The following is a 14,475-nucleotide window of genomic DNA, read 5'->3' as shown; positions in this document are numbered from 1 at the left end:
GGCTTTAGGGTCAAAAAACAGCCTCGGGAACCGCTGCGCTCTGTTGTGCATAACCAAGGCGGACCGCATCAAGCGCAATCATTTTTTCTTCATTGGTGGGGATAACTGCGGCAACGACCCGTGAGCGGGCGGTAGTGATGACATGAGAGGTTCCATGCTGTAGCCGGTTGTTTTTACCGTGATCGATGTCGATACCAAAAACGGCCAGATGCTCCAGCGTTAACTGACGGATAAGTGATGAGTTTTCGCCAATTCCCCCGGTCAGAATCAGGCCGTCGAACCGGCGCAGCGAACTGATATGTCCGCCAATATGGCGTGCAAGGCGGTGCACAAAAGTATGTATCGCCAGACGCGCCGCTTCATGCCCCTCGTGATAGGCTTTCTCCAGCGTCCGCATATCAGCAGACAGACCGGAGATCCCCAATAAACCGGACTCCTTATTAAGCATATGATCCAGATCTTCCAGACTTTTCCCGGTTTGGCGCGCCAGATATGCCAGTGCGCCAAAGTCCACATCACCACTGCGTGTTCCCATGACCAATCCGTCCAATGGGGTCATGCCCATCGATGTATCAACGCTTTTGCCGTCCTGAACCGCGCAGACAGATGCACCATTCCCCAAGTGAGCGATAATCAGGCCGCAATCGCTCCCATCAAATCCGAAGAAACTCGCGGCAAGCCCTGCCACATAGCGATACGACGTGCCATGAAAACCATAACGTCGTACCCCCTGTTCGCGGAAATAGCGGTAAGGTAGCGCATAGAGATAAGCCTCCGGTTTTAATGTTTGATGAAAACCGGTATCAAATACGGCGACTTGTTTAATGCCGGGAAATAGCTGGCGTGCCGCCTCAACGCCGTGCAAATTGGCGTAGTTATGCAGCGGAGCCAGTGGCGAAACCTTTTTGATTTCCTCCACCACCCAATCATCAATCAGCACTGATTCACTGAATATTTCACCACCATGGGCAATACGGTGGCCAATCAGCGAAATTGATTTATTAAGGCCACGCTTTTCCAGCTCATCGGCAATCGCTGCCAATGCATCAACATAATTCCATTGAGCCAATTGAAATTGAGTGACTCTATCAATCCGCAAAAAAGGTTTTTCAGTGCCAATACCGTCGGCAATCCCGCAGATTACCGCGTCACAATTGTCGGCGGTCAGCACTGAAAATTTAATGGATGATGAACCACAGTTAATAACCAAAACTGTAGGATTTAATGTCATGTGATTACTCCGCCCGTATTTTTTGGGCAAAACACGGACTTTTAAGCGCCGTACTTATATTAATTTGTAGACGATGTTGAAGATGGTCAGCAGACCGACGAGGGTAACAAAATAGTTTTCTGGCCGGCCTCTGAAACGGGCCAGAGAAGGCAGTTTATGAACGGCGTACATAGGCAGCAGACACAGTAGTGAGGCGATAATTGGTGCCCCCATGGCTTCAATCAAATCAAGGATATTCGGGTTGAGATAAGCCACCACCCAGGTTGATCCCATGATGAAAAACATACTGACCAGATTAAGCTTGCCACCGGATATTTTAGTTTTATCGCCTTGGTAGCCGAACTTAATAATCAGACCATTGAGACCTTCCAACGTACCGAGATAATGTCCGAAGAAAGATTTAAAAATAGCGACCAGCGCAATCAGTGAAGCGGCATATTCCAGCGTAATGGAGAAAGTCGATTTGCTACCAGACATGGCAGAAAAATGGTTTGCCAGATAAGACAGCACTGGAATATTTTGTGCCTTAGCTTCTGCCATATTTTGCGGCGACAGCGTAAACAGGCAGCTAAAGGCAAAGAACATCACCACAGCCACCATCAACATGCTGGCCTTACTAATAATCTGAGAGCATTTTTTCTCAGTAAAATCCCGGCCAAACTCCGGTTCATATTCTTCACGCTTTGAGACCACGAAAGAAGAGACAATCGGCGAGAAATTGAAAGAGAACACCATGATGGAAATACCCAACCACACCGTCACCAGTATGCCATCGTGTCCTAGCAGAGAAATCTGGCTCAAATCCACCTGCTCAATAACCGAGGCATTCCAGTAAGGGATCAGTGAGAGTGAGATTAATACCAGACAAGTAATAAACGGAAATACCAGAAAACTCATCACCTTAACCATCAGGTCTTTACCGAAGTAAATCACCCCAGCCATCAGCAATAGCAACGCCAGCGCCACCACACCACGGTTTAGCGGAGCCAGTTGGAGTTGATGTTCCCAGAAGGTCATAAAGGTATTGGTGATGGTTACGCCGTAAATCCACAACAACGGACAAATTGCGAAAAAATAGAGGAAGGTAATCACCACACCACCGGTTTTACCGAAGTGTTCTTCCACGGTCTCCGTAATATTGCCTGAACAGTTACTGCCAGATAAACATAAACGCGCCAATGCCCGATGACAGAGAAAGGCAATCGGATAAGCCAACACCAACATAATTAAAATAGGAATTAAACCGCCGAAACCTGCGCGGATTGGAAAGAATAAAACGCCTGCCCCTATTGCTGTGCCAAATAATCCCAAAGTCCAGGTTGTATCTGATTTGCGCCACGTTTTTGTTTCGATTGCGGTAGTGGTTGTAATAGCATTATCGATATCCATTAATAAATTCCTTATTAATATATTTTACGAAATACTGCCTAATCCCGTTATTTGTGATACGCGCGATAAATCAATATTGCCGCCTGATATAATGCTGACGGTCTTTTTGCCGGTGATATAATCTTTTAGTTTGCCGCTTAATAATGCTGCGGATGCTAATGCACCTGCACCTTCGGTAATAATCTTGTTACGCTGAATAAGGTCAATCATACTTTTTCTTATTTCATCTTCACTGACCAGTACAATGTCGGTAACCAATGTTTTGACGATTTCAAAAGGTAACGTACCTGGGCGAGTCACATCACAACCATCGGCAAGCGTACCGGTTTTACGATGATTAGTAATACTGCCGCTATAATAAGATGCCGCCATGCCGTGAACATTCTCTGACTGGACGCCAATAATATTAATGGTTGGATTAATAGATTTAATTGCCAGCGCGATACCGGCAATTAATCCACCGCCACCAATAGGGACAATCACATTATCGACATCATAGAGATCTTCGAGTATTTCCAGCCCGATAGTGCCCTGACCAGCAATCACTTTTTCATCATCGAAAGGGTGAATAAAAATACGGTGTTCCATTTCAATAATTTCACTGGCTTTTGCTATGGTATCGTTGAAATTCTCACCATGTAGCACCACCTGTGCAGAATATTCACTGGTCGCCGCAATTTTTGATTTAGGGGCGCAATTTGGCATCACCACCTTGCTGTTAATCCCCAACATGGCACAGGATAAAGAAACCCCTTGCGCATGATTACCCGCCGAACAAGCCACAACCCCTTGCCTTCTCTCCTCTTCGCTGAGTGAGCTGAGCTTATTGAATGCACCGCGAATTTTGAATGACCCGGTACGTTGCATGTTCTCAAACTTCAGATAAATCTCGCCATGACAGCGCTCACTCAGATAATTCGACCTCGCTAATCCTGTTTTGTAGATATGCCCTCTCAATCGTTTTTGTGCATCAATTACATCATTGATAGTTATTGGTAAGTCACTGTAAATTTTCATCTTTCATAGCCTTGCAGATTAAAATTCCTAAGAATTATGTATTTTGCTTGGCAGGATGCTACGACACAAAAAACTGCATTAATGTGATGATTGCAGCAAAAAGACGCGGAGTTGATCTTCCAACCAGTTGTTTGTTTCGAAAAATGCAACGCGGTCGACACTCTACAATTTGGATTAGTTTTTATAATCTAAAATGGGCTTGCTCAGTTCGATTCGCCCTGCCACAAAAACAAGCCGCATCCTTGCGGCTTGAGCATTACGTCAAATCAAGTAAGGTGTTTAATTGCGCTATCTGTTGTCGCCACTGGCATTGCAGCTCTGGCTTCTGATGCTTGAACTTACGTGCCAGATCCTGTTTCAGCTTACTTTCCAATTCCAACAACTCAGCCAACAACTGCTCTTCTTCACTTTCCACTAACATTATCGACTCAGGTTCGAATGTGGAGGCGGGCACAGAAACTGATGCAGGTTTATCGGCCAAAATGGCATAGACCGGTTCTAGATGGTGCCACTCTTCCAACCGCTGCTTATCGATTAACCAAAAACGATTGCAGCTTTGTTCAATCAATGTACGGTCATGGGAAACCAGCAACACCGCACCACTGAAGGTTTTCAGCGTATTTGCCAGCTCTTCTTTACCTTCCATATCAAGATGGTTAGTCGGTTCATCAAGCAGTAGCAATGAATAGTTAGCCAGTGTCAGGCCGATAAATAACAAGCGTGAACGCTCTCCACCACTCAAGGTGCTAACCAGCTGCTGATGCCGAAGATAGGGGAATCCGGCACCGATCAACGCCATTTTTCGCTGATCTTCGGTCAAGGGTGCAAAGGGGGCTAAAGCCTCGGATAGAGTGTCTTTATCACGCAGTTGTTGCAGACTTTGGTCGTAATAGCCCACACGTACTTTAGGGTGGAACGTCACTCCCACGTCGGCGGTCTCTGGTTGGCTAAAGGCCCGCCATAGGCAGTGCAACAGAGAAGATTTACCGCAGCCATTGCGACCTACCAATGCAACGCGATCACCGCTTTTGACCCGAAATTGTGCCAATTCAAATAGCACCGGTGCCTGAGCCGCTGGTCGAACCCGTAAATCTGAGAGTGCCAGCACTCGGTCTGCCGCCAGAGCTTCGCCATTTAGGCGCAATTGCCACTGATTACCGGCGGTGACCTGAGTTTGCTCATCCTTGAGGCGATCGACCTGTTTCTCCATTTGTTTAGCCTTACGCGCCAGTTTTTCGTTGTCATACACGCTGCCCCAGATGGCCAGTCGCTTGGCGCTTTTCGCTACCCGATCAATTTCCTTCTGTTCGGCTAAACGGCGATGACTGTCCGAGATATCTTTCTCCGCCAATGCCTGCCGTGCCTGAGTGCATGGCAGGCGGATAAATTGCAGATTTTTGTCACGCAAAATCCAGGTACAGTTGGTCACACGATCCAGCAAACTGCGATCATGTGAAACCAGTACAAAACTGCCACCCCAATTCAGGAGAAACTGCTCCAGCCACAGCAGGGTAGGTAAATCCAAATGGTTACTGGGTTCATCCAATAGCAGCAAATCTGGCTGGCGGATCAGTGCTCGTGCCAGCAACAGACGCGTATGCTGACCACCACTTAACGTACCGGCAGTCAGCGTCCAAGTGGGTTCATCAAACCCCAAGCTGACGAGCAAAACCTCTGCTTGCCAACGTTCTGGTTGATGCAGGCTATTGGGGAGATGATTGAGCACCGCATCCAGTAAGGTACAATCATCTAAAGCGGCGGGGAGATGTTGTTCAACCCGGGCCATCAGGCACTGGTTGGCGGTAGTGATAGTACCGGCCGTGGCGGGAAGATCACCGCTGAGGATTTTCAGCAGAGTGCTTTTTCCACAACCGTTATGGCCTATCAAACCAATGCGGTCACCTTTTTTCAGGCCGAAGGAAATCTCAGCCAGCAGTGGGCCGAAAGTGTTGTCGTAACCGACAGATTTTGCAGAAAGTAATGTGGTCATTGCTTACTCAAGTTTTACAGGCATAGAGATGCCTATCGTCAATAAAGCCGACGATAACCGGTAAGCCGGAGGGAAGTTGTCAGAGTGTTAGTTAGCTTCGCTCAAGCAAGTTATCGCAGCACGATACCGGTAACGCTTGAGCAATCACGATCACTAAAGACGAGTGAATAAAGAAACAATTCACGGGTCAACATAGTAATCCTCCTTAATATAATTCTGGTTAATGTATGACCTCATTATATTTAGTTTCTTCACTTTCTGCCAGTGCCGTCAGAAGGCCATAGACCGTGGTGGCTGCGGGTGTTTTTTGGCTAAGTACAGCTACGCGATTATCTCGTCCATCCAGCCAAACCAACTACTGACCCGCGTGCGATTGCCTGATTCAACCATTATCGGCCTTGAGCCCCGGATGGCGCTGGCATCAAACTTATGCGCTTGTCGAGCCAAGCTTAGTTCGCTAACTAAAACATCAATTAACAATAAATATGTCTTGATGTAACATTCGATCATACATGATAATGCTTATTATATTGATACTCGTTATCATTTCAGTGCTAAATATATGGACACACAGTTGAATAAAACACCGAGGTTGAACGACGAACCTGCTGTCGAGTATCCGACAGCAAGTAAGCCCTTGTCTGTCACCAGCGAACAACTGCTGGGAGAACACGGTGTCGCCTTTATCGTCCATCAAGGCGAACACTATCAACTGCGCCAGACCAAGGCCGGCAAACTAATACTGACCAAATAAACATACACAGAACCCACGTCATGGGTATTACAGCAAAACAGCAGCCGTACAGAGGCGAGGGCCGAGTAACGGGCCGCTAATACTGCTGTAGCATCAAAAGACGAAGGGGATAGCAAGCCACCCAGATTCTCGAATCAAGGCAGCCAGCAACCTATATATCTGTTTTATTCGCATAGAAAATATGGAGAATTGCCGACATGCCTCGTTTCATTTCTGACCGTTTCCGCTGGTCCCCACTCAGTTTGGCGATCGCTTGCACACTGCCTTTGGCCGTTCAAGCGGCTGATACCACTACCACGCCGACAAGCAGTAAAAAACACACTACCGATACCATGGTGGTTACGGCAACAGGTAATGAGCGCAGTAGCTTTGAAGCACCGATGATGGTAACCGTGATTGAAGGTACCTCGCCGACCAGCGAGACCGCCACCTCTGCGGCAGATATGCTGCGCAAAATACCGGGGCTGACCGTCACCGGCAGCGGGCGGGTCAACGGCCAGGATGTGACACTACGTGGCTACGGTAAGCAAGGTGTATTGACTCTGGTTGATGGTATTCGCCAAGGTACCGATACCGGCCATCTGAACGCCACTTTCCTTGATCCGGCACTGGTGAAACGTGTTGAAGTGGTGCGTGGCCCATCTGCCCTGCTGTACGGCAGTGGCGCATTAGGTGGTGTTATCTCTTTTGAAACTGTCGATGCCGCTGACTTGCTGTTAGCGGGCCAAAATACCGGTTACCGCGTTTACAGCTCTGCGGCTACCGGTGATCACAGTTTCGGCCTGGGTGCCAGTGCCTATGGCCGCACCGATGATGTTGATGGCATTCTCTCCTTCGGTACCCGTGATATCGGCAATATCCGTCAGAGTAATGGTTTTGATGCACCAAATGACGAAACCATCAGTAATGTGCTGGCAAAAGGAACCTGGCATATTGACCCGATTCAGTCACTGAGTGCTAATCTGCGCTATTACAACAACAACGCAATAGAACCCAAAAATCCACAAACCAGTGCGGCTTCCAGTGGCAATGTCATAACCAATCGTTCAACGATCCAACGTGATGCCCAACTCAGTTACCACCTTAAGCCACTGGATCAGGAGTGGTTGAATGCCACCGCACGGGTTTACTACTCTGAAGTGGAAATCAATGCACGGCCACAAGGTTCAGCCGAAGAGGGACGTAAACAAACCACGGAAGGCGGAAAGCTGGAAAACCGGACGCGTTTGTTTACCGACAGCGTTGCATCACACCTGCTGACTTACGGCACAGAAGCCTATAAACAAGAGCAGACGCCGGGAGGCGCGACGACCAGCTTCCCACAAGCAGATATCCGGTTTGGCTCCGGCTGGCTACAAGATGAAATCACCCTGCGCGACCTGCCAGTGTCCATTTTAGCCGGTACCCGTTATGACAACTATCGCGGCAGCAGCGAAGGCTATGCTGACGTCGATGCCGACAAATGGTCATCACGCGGCGCAGTGAGTGTTACCCCCACTGACTGGTTGATGCTGTTTGGCTCCTATGCCCAAGCTTTCCGCGCACCAACTATGGGCGAGATGTACAACGATTCACGGCATTTCCCCGGCAACTACTGGGTACCCAATCCGAATCTAAAACCGGAAACTAATGAAACCCAAGAGTACGGATTCGGCCTGCGTTTCAATGACTTGCTAATGGCTGAAGATGACCTGCAATTCAAGGCCAGCTACTTCGATACCAATGCGAAAGACTACATCAACATGACTGTCTCGCGCACAACCACCACATCAGTGAATATCGAGCGGGCAAAAATTTGGGGTTGGGATGCCACCATGAGCTACAAAACAGCCCTGTTTAACTGGGATCTGGCCTATAACCGTACCCGGGGTAAAAATCAGAGTACCAATGAATGGCTCGAATCCATTAACCCGGATACCGTCACCAGCGTAGTGGATATCCCGGTTGCCAGCAGTGGTTTCGCGCTGGGTTGGATTGCCACATTTGCTGACCGCTCCAAACCGTTAAGCACCGGTAAACGTCAGGCCGGTTATGGTCTCAATGATTTCTATGTCAGCTATAAAGGCCAGGAACAACTGAAAGGTGTCACCACGACCGTGGTTCTGGGCAACGCATTCGACAAAGAGTACTACGCGCCGCAAGGCGTGCCACAAGATGGCCGCAACGCGAAGCTATTTGTGAGTTACCAGTGGTAATTCATTAAAAAAAGATAGTCTGAAACTACTCATCCGGTAATCCAATTTATGGATTACCGGATTATCATTTAACGCTGTCACCTGCATATAAAAAATCAATAGAACGAGGATGTCATCAATGAGCAAATCTATATATGAGCAGTACATACAAGCCAAAGCGGATAACCCAGGCAAATACGCGCGTGATTTAGCGACACTAATGGGTATTTCAGAAGCGGAACTGACTCATAGCCGTGTGGGTCATGATGCAAAACGCTTACAAGGTGATGCCCGCACCCTACTGGCCGCATTGGAGACGGTGGGGGAAGCCAAAGCTATCACCCGCAACACCTATGCCGTGCATGAGCAGATGGGCCGTTACCAGAATCAACATCTGAACGGTCATGCGGGTTTAATCCTTAACCCGCGTGAATTGGATTTGCGGTTGTTCCTCAATCAGTGGACCAGTGCATTCACACTGTCAGAAGAGACACGCCACGGCGTGCGCCATAGTATCCAGTTCTTTGACCAGCAGGGTGATGCGTTACATAAAGTCTATGCTACTGAACAGACGGATAGGGCGGCTTGGCAAGCCGTGCTGGCGAAGTTTATCAGTACAGAAAACCCAGCGTTGCCATTAGAAGTACTGAGTACACCTGAAGTGGCCGAGCCAACAGTTGATGATGCCACCGTGGATACCGAATGGCGTGCCATGACCGATGTACACCAATTCTTCCAGTTGCTTAAGCGCAATAATTTGACCCGCCAGCAAGCATTCCGCGCCGTCGGGGATGATCTCGCCTATCGTGTTGATAACCGTTCACTGACACAACTACTGAATATCGCCCAGCAGGATCAGAACGAAATCATGATTTTTGTGGGTAACCGCGGCTGCGTGCAAATTTTCACCGGTTTAATTGAGAAAGTGGCCCCGCATCAAGACTGGATTAACGTTTTCAATAAACGCTTTACGCTGCATCTGATTGAAACTGCTATTGCTGAAAGCTGGATCACCCGTAAACCAACCAAAGATGGGTTTGTCACCAGTTTGGAACTGTTTGCCGCCGATGGTACCCAACTTGCTCAACTTTATGGCCAACGCACCGAAGGGCAATCAGAACAAAATCAATGGCGTGAGCAGATTGCCCGCCTGATCAATAAGGATATCGCTGCATGAGACTAAGGCTGCTGTCACTCCCTTTCATTCTGTCACTGAGCGCCGGTATTCTGCCGCTAAATACATTCGCCGCAGAACGTATTGTCACCATTGGTGGTGATGTAACAGAAATCGCCTATGCACTCGGTGCTGGTGGCGAGATTGTGGCGCGTGACAGCACCAGTCTACAACCGCAGGCAGTGCAGAAGCTGCCTGACGTGGGGTACATGCGAATGCTCAATGCCGAAGGGATTTTGGCGATGAAACCGACCATGCTGTTGGTCAGCGCACTGGCTCAACCCTCATTGGTACTCAAACAGGTTGCCGACAGCGGGGTTAACGTGGTTACCGTACCGGGACAAACCACGCCGGAAAGTGTAACGGCGAAGATTAGTGCGGTCGCCACAGCGCTTCATCAGCCAGAACAAGGCCAAAAACTGATTAAGGACTACCAACAACGTTTAGCTGCGGTGAGCAGTACGCCACTGCCGGTAAAAGTGCTGTTTGTTATGAGTCACGGTGGCCTGACACCGATGGCTGCCGGTCAAAATACTGCCGCAGATGCCATGATCCGTGCCGCTGGTGGTAGCAATGCCATGCAAGGCTTTAGCCGCTACCGCCCACTGTCACAAGAGGGGGTTATCGCCAGTGCGCCAGACTTATTGCTGATTACCAGTGCCGGTGTGAAAGCACTGGGTGGCAATGAGGGGGTCTGGAAATTACCCGGTATAGCCCTGACACCCGCGGGTCAACATAAGCGCCTATTAGTGGTGGACGACATGGCATTACTTGGCTTTGGCTTGGAAACGCCGCAAGTGCTGACGCTGCTGCGCAAAGGCATGGAACAAGCGCAATGAATTGCCGTATCCATCCACGCCTGATGCTGAGCATCTTACTGATGGTTCTAATCTTATTAGCACTCGGCTCGGCCAATATGGGGGCTTTGACACTCTCGTTCCGTACCTTGTGGCATGCATCATTAGATGATGCCATGTGGCATATCTGGCTGAATATCCGCCTGCCGCGCGTGTTGTTGGCGGTGGTTGTCGGCTGCGCGCTGGCGGTTTCCGGTGCCATCATGCAAGGGTTATTCCGTAACCCGCTGGCTGACCCCGGCCTATTGGGTATCAGTAGTGGTGCCGCTTTGTGCGTCGGGCTAATTATTGTCATGCCATTCAGCCTGCCGCCACTATTAGCACTTTACAGTCATATGGTCGGCGCGTTTATTGGCAGCCTGGCCATCTCAGCCATTATTTTTACCCTCAGCCGCTGGGGCCATGGCAACTTATCCCGCCTGCTACTGGCTGGTATCGCCATTAATGCGCTGTGTGGTGCGGCGGTCGGGGTGCTGACTTATATCAGTGATGACCAGCAATTACGCCAGTTCTCACTCTGGAGTATGGGGAGTTTAGGCCAGGCTCAATGGTCAACACTGATGGTGGCGGCTTCTTTGATCCTACCCGCCTGTGTTCTTGGATTATTACAGGCGCGTCAGTTAAATCTGTTGCAGCTAGGAGATGAAGAGGCACACTACCTCGGTGTTAATGTACGCCAAGCCAAGCTGCGTTTGCTATTACTGAGCGCCATCTTGATCGGTGCCGCGGTGGCTGTCAGTGGAGTTATCGGTTTTATCGGGCTGGTCGTGCCACATCTTATCCGCATGCGTATCGGTGCTGACCACCGCTGGTTGCTGCCCGGTGCCGCACTGGGTGGGGCTTGTCTATTACTGACCGCCGATACTCTGGCCCGTACCTTAGTCGCCCCGGCTGAAATGCCGGTCGGGTTGATAACCAGCCTACTGGGTGGCCCTTATTTTCTATGGCTGATTTTACGTCAGCGGGAGCAACTCAGTGGTTGATATAGCAGGGCTTAATATAGCTGGGGTTAATCAGGCAGTAACACCGACGGCGTTATTGGAGGCTAATCAGCTCGCCTATCATGTGCAGGGCCAGAGGCTAATCAAGAATGTTTCGCTACAAATTGCCAGCGGCGAAATGGTAGCTATTATCGGGCCGAATGGCGCGGGGAAATCAACCCTGCTGCGCTTGTTAACCGGTTACCTCACCCCTTCTGATGGTGAGTGCCAATTGCTCGGCAAAGATCTGAAGAGCTGGCAGCCACAGGAATTGGCCCGTACCCGTGCAGTCATGCGGCAATACAGCAGTCTGGCTTTTCCATTTAGTGTTAGCGAAGTGATTCAGATGGGCCGTGCCCCTTATGGCGCGGCACAAAATAGGCAAGCTGTAGAAGAGGTAATGGCTCAAACGGACTGTTTGTCACTGGCACAGCGTGACTATCGCGCACTGTCTGGTGGTGAGCAACAACGGGTACAATTAGCCCGCGTATTAGCACAATTGTGGCAACCACAACCGACACCACGCTGGTTGTTCCTTGACGAACCGACCTCCGCATTAGATTTGTATCATCAACAGCATACCCTGCGCCTATTGCGCCAGCTCACCCACCAAGAACCCTTGGCGGTGTGCTGCGTGTTACATGATTTGAATCTGGCCGCACTCTATGCCGATCGTATTTTGCTGCTAGCACAGGGCGAACTGGTGGCCTGTGGCACACCAGCGGAAGTGCTCAATGCCGAGACGCTGACTCGCTGGTATCAGGCAGATTTGGGGATTTCACGCCACCCTGAAACCGCACTACCACAGATCTATCTGCGCCAGTAAATGATACACATTGCGAGGCTCAAAGCGAGCGGCCAGTCAGACTGCCGACAAATCACGATGATGCGATCTGAAGCCGTGAGAATAGGCAAAAGAGTAAAACGTCGCGCCTGGGATGGCGCAGCTCGAACCACCAAGGGCGATTTTACCATCTGCCTATTCTCTGCACCGCCGGCACTTTGTCATTAACCTCACCCGTCTAAGGCTAGCTTTGCTTTTCTAACACCACCTGCGGTTCTGCATCAGCCAACAATTCATAAATTGCCTTACCAACAATTTGCACTGCCCGTTCGATTTCTGCGGTCATTGGTTTGCTGTAGCTGAGCCGCAGGCAATTGCGGTATTTCCCTGAAGCTGAACTAATAAACCCAGCGGCAACCTGTACCCCCTGTGGTAATAAGCAGCGATTAAGCCGCAAGCTATCAAATCCATGAGGCAATTCGACCCAGAGCATAAAGCTGCCCTGCGGCCTGCTCAGACAGGTACTCGGTGGAAAGTATTTCATTACCCAACCGGTCATAATATCGCGGTTACGTTGATATTGGCGGCGCATCCGGCGCAAGTGCTGCATGTAATGCCCTTGCTTGATAAACTCAGCCATCGCCAGTTGTGGCAACGACGCCACCCGCCCGGCAGAAATATATTTCATGTGCAGCGCTTTCTCTAAATAGCGCCCCGGTGCAATCCAACCAATGCGTAAACCAGGTGCCACCGTTTTAGAAAAAGAACTGCACAGCAGTACCCGACCATCATCATCAAATGAGGCAATGGTCGGTGGGCGCGGATATTGATAAGCCAACCCGCCATATACATCATCTTCAATAATCGCCACATCATAGCGCTGAGCTAAGGTCAGTAAAGCCTTCTTGCGTTCGTCCGGCATATTGTAACCCAGAGGGTTATTGCAGGTTGGAGTAAGCTGAATCACTTTGATCGGCCATTGATCCAGTGCCATTTCCAATGCCTCCAGACTGATCCCCACCACCGGATCGGTCGGGATCTCAATCACCTTCATTCCCATCCCTTTCAGGGTTTGCATCGCACCGTGAAAACTGGGGGAATCGATAGCAACAATATCACCGGCCTGACAAACCGCCCCCAATGCGATAGCCAATGCGCCATGGCAGCCAGAAGTAATAATGATATTTTCAGCCGACTGATGATTACCGCTATCCAGCATCAGCCGGGCAATTTGCTCACGCAAAACCGGGGTACCATAAATATTGTCGTACTCCAGCACTTCCTCGCTTTGGTGTAGGCTAATTCGGCTAAGCAATCGACTGAGTATTTTTAGTCCTGGCCCAGACAGGTCGGGCGAACCGACGCCCAAATGGATAACATTCGCTTGATCGCCCCTGGTCAAAAATGCCAGCGTATTTTCCCACTGTGATACCTCTACCGGCCGCTGGGCATGGGTGCATGTCGCCGGTAAGGAAGGCAGGTTTGAACTGCAACGCACGAAATAGCCCGATTTCGCGCGCGCTTCAATTAGCAGGCACTCTTCCAGCTGCCGATAAGCCTGCTGGACGGTACTGATACTGACACCATGCTCGTCACTCAATACTCTGACAGAAGGCAGCCGCTCCCCTGCAATATACAGCCCCTCTTTAATCCGTTGACTAAGAATATCAGCCAGTTGTTGGTAACGAGTCATTGATATCACCTGATAAATTGAGTGGGACCAGTACAGATGGCGCTTATTTGTACCATTCAGTTTATATATCGCATATCTGTATGGAAATAATAGTCCCCATTTGCATCTGTAATGTTTTTCGCCAAAGTTTCATGCTAGTGGCTCACCTAATGACGGGGAGTCGATGATGAATAATATAATTGAAGATCAAATAGATGAATGTTGTTTATCGGCTGCTCGAGCAACGAAAAGCCGCCACAATATTTTTATTCAAGTGTGGCTGAAAGCATACAGATACCTATACCAGTGTAATGAACGACGTAAAACCGCGAATACACTGTCAAGATTGAATTCAGATCAATTAAAGGATATTGGCCTAAGCCGGGATGATATCAAACGGGATTACAGCCGCCCGTTCTGGCGCTGAGTTAGGGTTCTCATGGCAGTAAATAA

General features: G+C 49.5%; 12 protein-coding genes. 7 read left to right on the top strand and 5 right to left on the bottom strand.

Annotated features, from left to right (window positions below; translation table 11 throughout):
- Positions 1–10: 10 nt before the first annotated feature.
- The 4 genes from tdcD to V1956_RS04215 form a co-directional block, all read right to left on the bottom strand.
- Positions 11–1,231 (bottom strand): propionate kinase, encoded by a 1,221-nt coding sequence (gene tdcD, locus V1956_RS04230; protein WP_420070990.1) that lies wholly within the window; start codon positions 1,229–1,231, stop codon positions 11–13.
- 54 nt (positions 1,232–1,285) lie between these two features.
- Entirely contained in the window at positions 1,286–2,620 is a 1,335-nt protein-coding gene (gene tdcC, locus V1956_RS04225) for a threonine/serine transporter TdcC (RefSeq protein ID WP_372559960.1), read from the bottom strand.
- A gap of 24 nt (positions 2,621–2,644) precedes the next feature.
- Positions 2,645–3,637, bottom strand: coding sequence for a bifunctional threonine ammonia-lyase/L-serine ammonia-lyase TdcB (gene tdcB, locus V1956_RS04220; RefSeq protein WP_372559961.1), 993 nt, complete (start codon positions 3,635–3,637; stop codon positions 2,645–2,647).
- Positions 3,638–3,893: 256 nt separating this feature from the next.
- Positions 3,894–5,627, bottom strand: a complete 1,734-nt coding sequence (locus V1956_RS04215) for an ABC-F family ATP-binding cassette domain-containing protein (RefSeq protein WP_372559962.1) — start codon at positions 5,625–5,627, stop codon at positions 3,894–3,896.
- Between the two features lie 562 nt (positions 5,628–6,189).
- Here V1956_RS04215 and hemP point away from each other — a divergent pair.
- The 6 genes from hemP (at position 6,190) to V1956_RS04185 (ending at position 12,392) form a co-directional block, all read left to right on the top strand.
- Positions 6,190–6,381 (top strand): hemin uptake protein HemP, encoded by a 192-nt coding sequence (hemP, locus tag V1956_RS04210; RefSeq protein WP_083161063.1) that lies wholly within the window; start codon positions 6,190–6,192, stop codon positions 6,379–6,381.
- A 197-nt stretch (positions 6,382–6,578) separates the two neighbouring features.
- Positions 6,579–8,576, top strand: coding sequence for a TonB-dependent hemoglobin/transferrin/lactoferrin family receptor (locus V1956_RS04205; RefSeq protein WP_442824834.1), 1,998 nt, complete (start codon positions 6,579–6,581; stop codon positions 8,574–8,576).
- Between the two features lie 118 nt (positions 8,577–8,694).
- Positions 8,695–9,732, top strand: a complete 1,038-nt coding sequence (locus V1956_RS04200; protein ID WP_442824833.1) for a hemin-degrading factor — start codon at positions 8,695–8,697, stop codon at positions 9,730–9,732.
- Positions 9,729–10,568 (top strand): heme/hemin ABC transporter substrate-binding protein, encoded by an 840-nt coding sequence (locus V1956_RS04195; RefSeq protein ID WP_420070995.1) that lies wholly within the window; start codon positions 9,729–9,731, stop codon positions 10,566–10,568. The genes V1956_RS04200 and V1956_RS04195 overlap by 4 nt, the downstream gene beginning before the upstream one ends.
- Complete coding sequence (locus tag V1956_RS04190) at positions 10,565–11,569, top strand: FecCD family ABC transporter permease (protein ID WP_083161071.1); 1,005 nt, start codon at positions 10,565–10,567, stop codon at positions 11,567–11,569. The genes V1956_RS04195 and V1956_RS04190 overlap by 4 nt, the downstream gene beginning before the upstream one ends.
- 16 nt (positions 11,570–11,585) lie before the next feature.
- Positions 11,586–12,392, top strand: coding sequence for a heme ABC transporter ATP-binding protein (locus tag V1956_RS04185; protein ID WP_442825779.1), 807 nt, complete (start codon positions 11,586–11,588; stop codon positions 12,390–12,392).
- A 202-nt stretch (positions 12,393–12,594) separates the two neighbouring features.
- Here V1956_RS04185 and V1956_RS04180 read toward each other — a convergent pair whose 3' ends face one another.
- A complete protein-coding gene (locus V1956_RS04180; RefSeq protein ID WP_372559966.1) occupies positions 12,595–14,043 on the bottom strand; it encodes an aminotransferase-like domain-containing protein in 1,449 nt (482 codons plus the stop codon).
- A gap of 163 nt (positions 14,044–14,206) precedes the next feature.
- Between V1956_RS04180 and V1956_RS04175 the strand changes: the two genes are divergently transcribed.
- Complete coding sequence (locus V1956_RS04175) at positions 14,207–14,449, top strand: DUF1127 domain-containing protein (RefSeq protein ID WP_420074318.1); 243 nt, start codon at positions 14,207–14,209, stop codon at positions 14,447–14,449.
- Positions 14,450–14,475 lie beyond the last annotated feature (26 nt).

The organism is Yersinia sp. 2540 StPb PI (assembly GCF_052217165.1).
Lineage (GTDB): Bacteria > Pseudomonadota > Gammaproteobacteria > Enterobacterales > Enterobacteriaceae > Yersinia > Yersinia enterocolitica_E.
This window is presented reverse-complemented; position numbering and strand designations above follow the sequence as displayed.